Origin of the sequence: Plantactinospora sp. KLBMP9567 (assembly GCF_033446045.1) — a bacterium.
Taxonomy (GTDB): Bacteria; Actinomycetota; Actinomycetes; order Mycobacteriales; family Micromonosporaceae; genus Plantactinospora.
Window position 1 is genome coordinate 58307 of sequence record NZ_JAWQRR010000022.1, and the last position, 11974, is coordinate 70280.

The 11974-nt window shown below is 70.3% G+C and carries 7 protein-coding genes; 6 read left to right on the top strand and 1 reads right to left on the bottom strand.

All coding sequences use genetic code 11. The features are described 5' to 3' along the window. Positions 1–117: 117 nt before the first annotated feature. From fdh to R6Y94_RS17990, 6 genes are all read left to right on the top strand, one after another. Positions 118–3480, top strand: coding sequence for a formate dehydrogenase (fdh, locus tag R6Y94_RS17965; protein WP_318397020.1), 3363 nt, complete (start codon positions 118–120; stop codon positions 3478–3480). Positions 3481–3482: 2 nt separating this feature from the next. After that, on the top strand, positions 3483–4532 hold the full coding sequence (locus tag R6Y94_RS17970) for a 4Fe-4S dicluster domain-containing protein (RefSeq protein WP_318397021.1): 1050 nt from the start codon (positions 3483–3485) through the stop codon (positions 4530–4532). Positions 4533–4602: 70 nt separating this feature from the next. Then, a complete protein-coding gene (gene nrfD, locus R6Y94_RS17975) occupies positions 4603–5697 on the top strand; it encodes an NrfD/PsrC family molybdoenzyme membrane anchor subunit (RefSeq protein ID WP_318397022.1) in 1095 nt (364 codons plus the stop codon). A gap of 611 nt (positions 5698–6308) precedes the next feature. Next, complete coding sequence (gene mmsA, locus R6Y94_RS17980; protein ID WP_318397023.1) at positions 6309–7856, top strand: multiple monosaccharide ABC transporter ATP-binding protein; 1548 nt, start codon at positions 6309–6311, stop codon at positions 7854–7856. After that, positions 7853–9157 (top strand): multiple monosaccharide ABC transporter permease, encoded by a 1305-nt coding sequence (gene mmsB / locus R6Y94_RS17985; protein ID WP_318397024.1) that lies wholly within the window; start codon positions 7853–7855, stop codon positions 9155–9157. Before mmsA ends, mmsB begins: the two co-directional genes overlap by 4 nt. A 70-nt stretch (positions 9158–9227) precedes the next feature. Further along, positions 9228–10334 carry a sugar-binding protein gene (locus R6Y94_RS17990; protein WP_318397025.1) on the top strand — a complete coding sequence of 369 codons (1107 nt, stop codon included), beginning with the start codon at positions 9228–9230 and terminating at the stop codon, positions 10332–10334. Positions 10335–10424: 90 nt separating this feature from the next. Here R6Y94_RS17990 and selD read toward each other — a convergent pair whose 3' ends face one another. Beyond that, positions 10425–11438, bottom strand: a complete 1014-nt coding sequence (gene selD, locus R6Y94_RS17995) for a selenide, water dikinase SelD (protein WP_318397026.1) — start codon at positions 11436–11438, stop codon at positions 10425–10427. Positions 11439–11974: the final 536 nt, after the last annotated feature.

The following is an 11974-nucleotide window of genomic DNA, read 5'->3' on the forward strand; positions in this document are numbered from 1 at the left end:
TTTCCGGTGGATTTCCGGCTCCGCCGGGTTTCGGCGCTTTTCCTCGGGGCACCGTCTGGCTGACCTACCCTCGGGTGGTCGGGAAACCGGCCTCGCCATCGCAGGAGGTGCTGAGGTATGGGGGTCCGCACCTGGATCGAGGGGTGGCCGGTCTACCGCCAGCTCACCGGCACCGACCCGCTCGGCCGGGGTACCGCCGCGAAGTCCGCCCGCTCCGCCGAACTGACGCCGCGTACCGACACCGCCGACTCGGTCGCCCGGTCCATCTGCCCGTACTGCGCCGTCGGCTGCGGCCAGCGGGTCTACGTCGCAGGCGGCCGGGTCACCCAGATCGAGGGAGACCCGGACAGCCCGATCTCCCGGGGCCGGCTCTGCCCCAAGGGCGCCGCCAGCCTGGGCCTGGTCACCAGCGACCTGCGGCAGCAGCGGGTGCTCTACCGCCGTCCGTACGCGACCGAGTGGGAAGAGCTGGACCTGCCGACCGCGATGGACATGATCGCCGACCGGGTGCTCGCCGCCCGGGACGCCACCTGGGAGGACGTCGACGACCAGGGCCGGCCGCTGCACCGCACCCTCGGGATCGCCAGCCTGGGCGGGGCCACGCTGGACAACGAGGAGAACTACCTCATCAAGAAGCTGTTCACCGCGATGGGCGCGATCCAGATCGAGAACCAGGCCCGGATTTGACACTCCGCCACGGTCCCCGGTCTGGGGATCAGCTTCGGTCGCGGCGGCGCGACGGACTTCCAGCAGGATCTGATCAACAGTGACTGCGTCATCATCCAGGGCTCGAACATGGCCGAGGCGCACCCGGTCGGCTTCCAGTGGGTGATGGAGGCGAAGGAGCGGGGCGCCAAGGTCATCCACGTCGACCCCCGGTTCACCCGGACCAGCGCGCTCGCCGATGCCTACGTGCCGATCCGGGCCGGCACCGACATCGCGTTCCTCGGCGGCATCGTCCGGTACATCCTGGACAACGAGCTGGACTTCCGGGAGTACGTCGTCGCGTACACCAACGCGGCCACCATCGTGAGCGAGGACTTCCAGGACACCGAGGACTGCGACGGGCTCTTCTCCGGCTACGACCCGGACCGGACCAGCTACGACCAGACGAGCTGGCAGTACGCCGGGCACGAGGGTGACGGGCAGAACGACACCGCCACCGAGCGGGAGAGCGCGGCCGGGCTGCGGCACGAGTCGCACGGACCACCGGTGGACCGCGAGGCGGAGCGGGACGAGACGCTCCAGCACCCGCGTTGCGTCTACCAGATCCTCCGGCGGCACTACGCCCGCTACACCCCGGAGATGGTCGAGCGGGTCTGCGGGGTGCCCCGGGAGAAGTTCGAGGAGGTCGCCCGGGCCTGGGTGGCGAACTCGAACCGGGACCGCACCACCATGCTGGTCTACTCGGTCGGCTGGACCCAGCACAGCGTCGGGGTGCAGTACATCCGGACCGGGGCGATCATCCAACTCCTGCTCGGCAACGTCGGCCGACCCGGCGGCGGGGTACTGGCGCTGCGCGGGCACGCCAGCATCCAGGGCTCGACGGACATCCCGACGCTGTTCAACCTGCTGCCCGGCTATCTGCCGATGCCGAACCACGCCCAGCATCCGACCTTCGACAAGTGGTACGACAGCATCCAGCACCCGGGCCAGAAGGGCTTCTGGGGCAACGCCCGGGCGTACGCGGCGAACCTGCTCAAGGCGTACTGGGGAGCGGCGGCCACCCCGGAGAACGACTTCTGCTACGACTACCTGCCCCGGATGAGCGGCGACCACGGCACGTACCAGACCGTGTTCAACATGATCGACGGCAAGGTCAAGGGCTACTTCCTGCTCGGGCAGAACCCGGCGGTCGGCTCGGCGCACGGCCGGGCCCAGCGGCTCGGCATGGCCAACCTGGACTGGCTGGTGGTCCGCGACCTCTTCATGATTGAGAGCGCGACGTTCTGGAAGGACAGCCGAGAGGTGGAGACCGGCGAGATCGCCCCGGAGCGGTGCCGTACCGAGGTCTTCTTCCTGCCGGCCGCCTCGCACGTGGAGAAGCCCGGCAGCTTCACCCAGACGCAGCGGCTGTTGCAGTGGCGGGAGAAGGCCGTCGAGGCACCCGGCGACTGCCGCTCGGAACTCTGGTTCTTCTACCACCTCGGCCGGATCATCCGCGGCAAGCTCGCCGGCTCCACCCGGCCGCGCGACCGGGCCCTGCTCGACCTGGCCTGGGACTATCCCACCGAGGGCCCGCACGCCGAGCCGGATGCCGAGGCGGTGCTGCGGGAGATCAACGGGTACGAGGTCGCCACCCGCCGCCCGCTGAGTTCGTTCGTGGAGATGAAGGACGACGGTTCGACCCTCGGCGGCTGTTGGATCTACACCGGGGTCTTCGCCGACGGGGTCAACCAGGCGGCCCGGCGCAAGCCCGGCGGCGAGCAGAACTGGGTCGCCGCCGAGTGGGGCTGGGCCTGGCCGCTCAACCGGCGGATCCTCTACAACCGGGCCTCCGCCGACCCGGAGGGGCGGCCGTGGAGCGAACGCAAGCGGTACGTCTGGTGGGACGCGGAGCGGGGAGAGTGGACCGGGTACGACGTACCGGACTTCGAGAAGACCAAGCCGCCGTCGTACCGGCCGGACCCGGACGCGACCGGAGTGGCCGCGCTGGCCGGCGACGACCCGTTCATCATGCAGGGCGACGGGAAGGGCTGGCTGTACGCGCCGGCCGGAATACTGGACGGGCCGCTGCCGACCCACTACGAACCGGTCGAGTCCCCGGTACGCAACCCGCTCTACGGCCAGCAGGCGAATCCGACCCGCAAGACGTACGAGCGGCCGGACAACCCGACCAACCCGAGCCCGCCGGACCCGGGTACGGACGTATTCCCGTACGTCTTCACGGTCAGCCGGCTCACCGAGCACCACACCGCGGGCGGGATGAGCCGCAACGTCCGGCACCTCGCCGAACTGCAACCGGAGATGTTCGTCGAGGTCGGGCCCGAGCTGGCCGTCGAGCGCGGCCTGACCCACCTGGGCTGGGCGCACCTGGTCACCAGCCGGGGCGTGATCGAGGCGCGGGTGATGGTGACCGACCGGCTGACCCCGCTGCGGATCGAGGGCCGGATCATCCACCAGGTGTGGCTGCCGTACCACTTCGGCAGCGCCGGGCTGGTCCGGGGTGAGCCGGCCAACGACCTGTTCGGGGTCACCCTCGACCCGAACGTGTTGATCCAGGAGAGCAAGGTCGGCACCTGCGACATCCGGCCCGGGCGGCGCCCGACCGGACCGGAGGTGCTCGACTACCTCGCCGACTACCGGCGGCGGGCCGGCCCCGACGGGCACTACCCGCCGGTCGTGACCGCCGGACCGGACGTGCCCCCGGGCGCCGGACCCGCGCCGGGTGAGCCGGCGTCGGCCGAGCGCGGGCCCGGCGCCGGGGCGGGATCGGCGGGGCGCAGGGCAGACGGCGGCGACCCGGAACGGGAGGGATGAGCATGGTCGAGACGCGGCGCCCGGACGCGCCGGTCAACCCCGCCGAGCAGGCCGGTCACCTCGACCCGCCACCCCGGATGGGGTTCTTCACCGACACCAGCGTCTGCATCGGCTGCAAGGCCTGCGAGGTGGCCTGCAAGGAGTGGAACCTCGTACCGGAGAGCGGGCTCGACCTGCTCGGCATGTCGTACGACAACACCGGGGCGCTGACCGCCAACTCGTGGCGGCACGTCGCCTTCGTCGAGCAACCCCGGCCGGTCGGCTGGCAGTCGTCACCGCCGCTGGCCGGTACCCCGGGCGGGCCGCCGATCACCCCGGCCACCGCCGAGGCGGCCGCCGGTACCAGCACCGACCAGGGGAGCAGGCCCGGGGTGCCGCGGGCCCCGGAACCCGGACCGGCCGGTCGGATGGCGGACGGAACCCAGTTCCTCGGCATGCCCAGCACCGAGCTGCCCGGTCGGGAGCAGGACCGGGACGGGCGTACCGACCTGCGCTGGCTGATGATGTCGGACGTCTGCAAGCACTGCACCCACGCCGCCTGCCTGGACGTCTGCCCGACCGGCTCGCTGTTCCGCACCGAGTTCGGCACGGTGGTGGTGCAGCAGGACATCTGCAACGGCTGCGGCTACTGCATTCCCGCCTGCCCGTACGGAGTCATCGACCAGCGCAAGGGCGACGGCCGGGCGTGGAAGTGCACGCTCTGCTACGACCGGATCGGTGCCGGGCGCACGCCGGCCTGCGCCCAGGCCTGCCCCACCGAGTCGATCCAGTACGGCGAACTCGACGAACTGCGCGAGCGGGCCCGGGCCCGGGTCGAGCGGCTGCACGCCGACGGCGTCCCCGAGGCACGGCTCTACGGGCACGACCCGGACGACGGTGTGGGTGGGGACGGCGCATTCTTCCTGCTGCTCGACGAGCCCGAGGTGTACGGCCTGCCGCCGGATCCCGTGGTGACCACCCGGGACCTGCCCCGGATGTGGCGCCGGGCCGGGCTGGCCGCACTCACCATGACGGCCGCCGCGGTGGCCGCGTTCGTCGGGCGGCCCTGGTGAGCGGCCGGATCGGGCCCGTCGGCCGACCGGCGGTGCCGGGTCGGCACGACGGGCGAATCGGGGAGGCGCCATGACCGGGCCAGGACCGGACGGCGGCGGCCCGCTCGGCGAGCGGCTCCGGGAGGTCGCGGACGGCCTCGGCCAGCGCAACGGCGGGGAGCTGCGACGCCGCTCCGCGCGGCGCGGCGATGGGGGACCGGGGGTCGTCGCCGGGCAGCCGGTGGTCGTCCCGCCGGCCGAGTTCAGCTCGTACTACGGGCGGCCGGTGGTCAAGGCGCCGGTGTGGCGCAAGGACATCCCGGCGTACCTCTTCACCGGTGGGCTGGCCGCCGGATCGGCGCTGCTGGCCGCCGGTGCGGACCTGACCGGTCGGGCGGCGCTGCGCAGGGCCGGCCGGCTCGTCTCGCTCGGTGCGGTCGGTGCGAGCGCCTACTTCCTGGTCAACGATCTCGGCCGGCCGGACCGGTTCCACCACATGCTGCGGGTCGCCAAGCCGACCTCGCCGATGTCGATGGGCACCTGGATCCTCGCCGCGTTCGGGCCGGCGGCCGGACTTGCCGCGGTGAGCGAGATCGCCCCGGCGCTGTCCCGGCGCGGCGGGCTCGGGCTGGTCCGCCGGCTGCTGCCTCCGGCCGGCCGGGTCGCCGGACTGGTCGCGGCGGCGGCGGCACCGGGGCTGGCCACGTACACCGGGGTGCTGCTCGCCGACACCGCGATGCCGGCCTGGCACGACGCGTACCCGGACCTGCCGTTCATTTTCGGCGGTAGCGCGCTGGTGGCCGGCGCGGGCGCCGGGCTGGTCGCCGCACCGGCCGCGCAGAGCGGCCCGGCGGCCCGGCTGGCGGTGGCCGGCGCGGTGGTCGAGACGTTCGCCGAGCGCCGGATCGCCCGGATGGGGCTGACCGGCGAGCCGTACCGGACCGGCCGGCCGGCCCGGCTGATCCGGGGCGGGCAGTTGCTGCTGGCCGCCGGTACCGCCGGCGCGCTGCTGGCCCGGGGCAACCGGACCGTCGCGGTGCTCTCCGGTGCGGCCCTGGTCGCCTCCTCGCTGCTGACCCGGTTCGGGGTGTTCGAGGCCGGGGTCGCCTCCGCCCGGGACCCGAAGTACACGGTGCTGCCGCAGCGGGAGCGGCGGGCGAGACGGGGGGCCGGCGCCGGCCCGTAGCCACGAGCGGGTGCCGGCCATGAGCCGAGACGGGGGTCACGGGACAGTCGAACCCGTACGGGGACAGCGCAGCCCGACGGCGGGCGTCCCCGGCGTGACCGGCCGCACGTTCCACCGGCCCGGGGTGGCGCGGTCCGGTGCTGCGGGACGTATGGTGGGCGGGCTCGGACGACCGGACCATGACCGGATTTCCGCGACTGCCGGGCCGCCCCGGACGGGCAGGGCGGGGAACGGACGTCAGGTGCCCGGCTGGCACACCTGGCACTTCTCCGGACGCTTCGGTCGAATCTCGTGATCGTCTCCGGTTGCGGGACGCTCGATGCCCGCAGTGACCCACGGCGCCGGCCGATGAGCCGGGACCCTGTGAATTTGTCAAGACCAGGTCACGAAATCTTGCGAAACTTCCTCGCTTTCCAATAAGTTCCTCCAGGCAACAAAAGTATGTCAGCCGGTCTGACGACCTGCCCGGAGGCAACAATGATGTTGATGACGCGGCGCGGCGACCAGCCGCTGGACGCGCGCGGTTCCCTCTGGCGCCCCGACGACGGGCGGCCGGCCCCGGCTGCCCCCCGCCGGCCCGCCGTACCGGCCCGGACCGGGGAGCGTCGGCGATGAGTGACGCTCCCGTGCTGCTGGAGATGCGCGCGATCACCAAGGAGTTCCCGGGGGTCAAGGCGCTCTCCGACGTCAACCTGGTGGTCCGGCGCGGCGAGATCCACGCGATCGCGGGCGAGAACGGCGCCGGCAAGTCGACCCTGATGAAGGTGCTCAGCGGGGTGTACCCGTACGGCAGCTACTCCGGGGAGATCATCTATCGCGGTGAGGAGAGCCGGTTCCCCGACATCCGGGCCAGCGAGCAGGCCGGCATCGTGATCATTCACCAGGAACTCGCCCTGGTGCCCGGGATGTCGATCACCGAGAACATCTTCCTCGGCAACGAGCCTCAGCGCGGCGGTGCGATCGACTGGAAGAGCGCGAACCGGCAGGCCCTGGAGCTGATGGCCCGGGTCGGCTTGCGGGAGGACCCGGACACGCTGATCAAGGACATCGGCGTGGGCAAGCAGCAGCTCGTCGAGATCGCGAAGGCCTTCGCCAAGGACGTCAAGCTGCTCATCCTGGACGAGCCGACCGCCGCACTGAACGAGTCCGACTCGCAGCACCTGCTGGACCTGCTGCGCGGCTTCAAGCAGCGCGGCATCACCTCGATCATCATCTCGCACAAGCTCAACGAGATCGCCGAGATTGCCGACTCGATCACCATCCTGCGGGACGGCAAGACCATCGAGACCCTGGACGTCAAGGCGGACGGGGTGGACGAGGACCGGATCGTCCGGGGCATGGTCGGCCGGGAGCTTTCCAGCCGGTTCCCCGACCACACCCCGAAGATCGGCGAGGTCTTCTTCGAGGTGCGGGACTGGACGGTCCGGCACCCCATCTCGGCCGACCGGATGGTGGCCAAGGGCTCCAGCTTCACCGTCCGGCGGGGCGAGATCGTCGGGTTCGCCGGGCTGATGGGCGCCGGCCGTACGGAGCTGGCGATGAGCGTCTTCGGTCGCTCGTACGGGGTCTACCAGGGCGGCCAGATCTTCAAGGACGGGCAGGAGATCGTGCTGAAGTCGGTGGCCGACGCCATCAAGCACGGCCTGGCGTACGTCAGCGAGGACCGCAAGTCGCTCGGCCTGAACCTGCTCGACGACATCAAGACCTCGGTGGTCTCCGCCAAGCTCTCGAAGATCACCGGACACGGTGTGGTCGACCCGGTACGCGAATACCAGGCGGCCGAGGGCTACCGCAAGAGCCTGCGGGTCAAGGCCCCGAACGTCGACGAGGGCGTCACCAAGCTCTCCGGCGGCAACCAGCAGAAGGTGGTGCTGGCCAAGTGGATGTTCACCGACCCGGACCTGCTCATCCTCGATGAGCCGACCCGGGGCATCGACGTCGGCGCCAAGTACGAGATCTACGGCATCATCCAGCAGCTCGCCGACCAGGGGAAGGGCGTCATCGTCATCTCCTCGGAGCTGCCGGAGCTGATCGGCCTCTGCGACCGCATCTACACGGTCTTCGAGGGCACCATCACCGGCAACATCGAACGGCGGGACGCCGATCCGGAACTCCTCATGAAGCAGATGACCTCAGCGAAGAAGGCGCAGATCCGGTGAGTCGCATAAAGGAACTCCAGAAGTCCCTGTTCGCGGGGACGACATCCAACGCCCGGCAGTTCGGGATGATCTTCACGTTGGTGGCGATCGTCCTGCTGTTCCAGATCCTGACCGACGGGCTGACGCTGAACTCGAGCAACCTGATCTCGCTGGTCAGCCAGTACTCGTACATCCTGATCCTGGCCATCGGGATGCTGATGGTGATCGTCGCCGGCCACATCGACCTGTCGGTCGGCTCGATCGCCGCCTTCGTCGGCATCGTGGTGGCCCGGGCCATGCAGGACTGGTCGCTGCCCTGGCCGGTGGCGATCCTGTTCGGCCTGCTGGTCGGCGCCGCGATCGGCGCCTGGCAGGGCTTCTGGGTGGCCTACATCGGGGTGCCGGCGTTCATCGTCACGCTGGCCGGGATGATGCTCTTCCGGGGCGGCAACCAGTTCATCGGCAGCGCCGACACCATCCCGGTGCCGGAGGGCTTCAAGGTGATCGGCGCCGGCTTCCTGCCGGAGGTCGGCCCGAACACCGGCTACAACAACCTCACGCTGCTGCTCGGGTTGCTCGTCGCGGTGGCCATCGTGGCGCGGGAGTGGAAGGTCCGGCGTACCCGGCGGGAGATGGATGCCGACGTCGCGCCGATGTGGATCTCGCTGATCCGGGTCGCCGTGCCGGTCGCGGTGATCCTGTACGCGGCCTTCCGGTTCGCCGGCGGCCGGGTAGGTACCAGCTTCCCGGTCTCCGGCATCATCCTCGGCGTACTCGTGGTGATCTACTCCTTCATCACCCGGAACACCGCCGGTGGCCGGCACATCTACGCCGTCGGCGGCAACTCCCGAGCCGCGGAGCTCTCCGGCGTCAAGCTCAAGCGGGTCAACTTCCTGGTCATGATGAACATGTCGATCCTGGCCGCGCTGGCCGGCATGATCTTCGTGGCCCGGTCGGCCGCCTCCGGGCCGCAGGACGGCATCGGCTGGGAGCTGGACGCCATCGCCGCGGTCTTCATCGGCGGCGCGGCCGTCTCCGGCGGCCTCGGCACCATCAGCGGGTCGATCGTCGGTGGCCTGGTGATGGCGGTGCTCAACAACGGTCTCCAGCTGATGGGTGTCGGCTCGGACCGGGTACAGATCATCAAGGGTCTGGTTCTGCTGCTGGCCGTCGCCCTCGACGTCTACAACAAGAACCGCGGGCGTTTCTCGATCATCGGATCGGTGACCCGCCCCTTCCGCCGGGAGACACCCACCGGGCCGGCGCCCACGCCCAGTGTCGAGACGGGTCAGGAGCCCGCCAAGACTCCGGTGGCCGGCTGACGGTCACCGCCGGTGGGGCGGAAAACCTCCGCCCCACCCCCCACCACCTTGTTAAGAAGGGCAACCTGCAATGCGTAGATTCCTAGCCAGGGGTGTCGCCGCCGGCGCCATCGCCCTGCTGGCCCTCACGGCCTGCTCCGAGCGGTCGGGCGACGGCGGCGAGGAGGCCGGTGCCGAGAAGGGCTTCGCCGCCAACTCGCTGATCGGTGTGGCGCTGCCGGCCAAGACCTCCGAGAACTGGGTGCTCGCCGGTGACCTGTTCACCAACGGGCTCAAGGAGGCTGGTTTCCAGTCCGACGTGCAGTACGCCGGAGCCACCAGCACGGTCGCCGACCAGCAGGCGCAGATCTCGGCGATGGTCACCAAGGGTGCCAAGGTGATCGTCATCGGCGCGACCGACGCCGCGCAGCTCACCACCCAGGTCGAGCAGGCCAAGCAGAACGGTGCCACCGTCATCGCCTACGACCGGCTGATCAAGAACAGCAAGGACGTCGACTACTACGTCGCGTACGACAACTTCAAGGTCGGCCAGCTCCAGGGCCAGGCGCTGCTGGAGGGCATGAAGGCGAAGAAGCCGAACGGCCCCTACAACATCGAGCTCTTCTCCGGCTCGCCGGACGACAACAACTCGGGCGTCTTCTTCGACGGCGCGATGGACGTGCTGAAGAAGGAGATCGACGCCGGCAACGTGGTGGTCGGCTCGGGTCAGACCGACATCAAGCAGACCGCCACCGACGGCTGGAAGGCCGAGAACGCCCAGCGGCGGATGGACTCGCTGCTCACCTCGACCTACAGCAGCAAGACGCTGGACGGTGTCCTCTCCCCGAACGACACCCTGGCCCGGGCGATCCTGACCTCGGTCAAGGGCGCCGGCAAGCCGCTGCCGGTGGTCACCGGCCAGGACTCCGAGGTGGAGTCGGTCAAGTCGATCGTGGCCGGCGAGCAGTACTCGACCATCAACAAGGACACCCGGAACCTGGTCAAGGAGACCATCGAGATGGTCAAGGCCCTCCAGGCCGGTAACGACCCGAAGACCAACGACACCGAGTCCTACAACAACGGTGTCAAGGTGGTTCCGGCCAACCTGCTGGAGCCGCTGATCGTCACCAAGAAGAACGTGGTCGAGGCGTACGCCAACGACCCGAAGCTGGCCCCGCTCACCGCTGGCGCCAAGTAAGCAGCAGTAGCAGCGGGTTGCACCGTCCGGGTCCCCGGGATCGACGATCCCGGGGACCCGTCCCGCGTTCTCGGCCGGTCACCACCGTTCTCAGCCCGCGACGACCAGGGTTCGCCCGTCGTCCCGGGCCGGCAGCAGCTCGCCGATCACCGGATGGCCGGGCAGCTCACCGGCGACCAGCAGGCCACCGGAGGTCTGCGCGTCGGCCAGCAGCAGCAACTCGTCCTCGGAAACCCCGGCGCTTTCGAGGTGCGGCCGCACCCAGGCCAGGTTCCGCCGGGTGCCGCCGCTGACGAAACCCTCGGCCAGCGCCGCCCGGGCCCCGTCCAGATAGGGTACGGCCGACGCGTCCACCCGGGCGGTCAGCCCGGAGGCCCGGGCCAGCTTGTGCAGGTGACCGAGCAGCCCGAAGCCGGTCACGTCGGTGCCACAGCGGATCCCGGCCGACACCGCCGCCGCCGAGGCTGCCCGGTTCAGCCCGGTCATCGCCGCCACCGCCCGCGGAAAAACCTCGCCGGTCTGCTTGTGCCGGGAGTTGAGCACCCCGACGCCGAGCGGCTTGGTCAGGGTCAGTGGCAGCCCGGCCCGGCCGGCGTCGTTGCGGATCAGCCGCTCCGGGTCGGCGATCCCGGTGACCGCCATCCCGTACTTCGGCTCGGGGTCGTCCACGCTGTGCCCGCCGGCGACGTGGCAGCCCGCCTCCCGGGCGACGTCCAGCCCGCCGCGCAGCACCTCGGCGGCGAGGGCCAGCGGCAGCACCTCGCGGGGCCAGGCCAGCAGGTTCACCGCGACCACCGGGGTGCCGCCCATCGCGTAGACGTCGGAGAGGGCGTTGGTGGCGGCGATCCGGCCCCAGTCGTACGGGTCGTCGACCACCGGGGTGAAGAAGTCGGCGGTCGCCACCACCGCGGTACCCGACTCCAGTCGGACCACCGCCGCATCGTCGCCGTCGTCGAGCCCGACCAGCAGCTCGCCCGGCCCGGCCGGAACGGACGTACCGACCAGACCGGCGACCACCTCCTCCAGCTCACCGGGTGGGATCTTGCAGGCGCAGCCGCCGCCGTGCGCGTACTGGGTGAGCCGGTGTCGTTCGGTAGTGGTCACCCGACCACTGTCGCACCTTCCGGGGGAGGGATCGCAGCCGTCGCGCGTCGTGCCGGTGCGCGGGCTACGGAAACTGTTCCAGTTGAGAGACGCAGACTTTTAATCCGCGGGTTCGAGGTTCGAGTCCCTGGCGGCGCACCACTGATCAAGGCCCTGACCTGGGGTTCCACCTGGGTTCGGGCCTTCTTAATGTTCCGTGCCGTGGGCGGGTGCTCGGCGGGTGCTCGGGAGCCGTTGGACCGTTTAGCTCGACTGCGACCGCAGCCTGTGTAGAACGCCGGAACTGTCAGCATGCATCTACTTCGATGCCTCTCGCTCGGTGGAGCATGGCTTCAGGAATCTCTTGGCTCCGTGGCCAGCCAGGTACTTACGGCTGATCACCGAGCTGATTGGGTGTGGCAGTCGTATCGGCTGACTGGCGAGTGGTGATGGCCAGTTTTCTCTCCGTGACCGCCGCTGGTGTAATATCGTGAGCCAAATTCCGGTTGTCTCTGTGTCTCGTCGGTGTGATCCTTCGTGCTGAACGTGGAGGACGC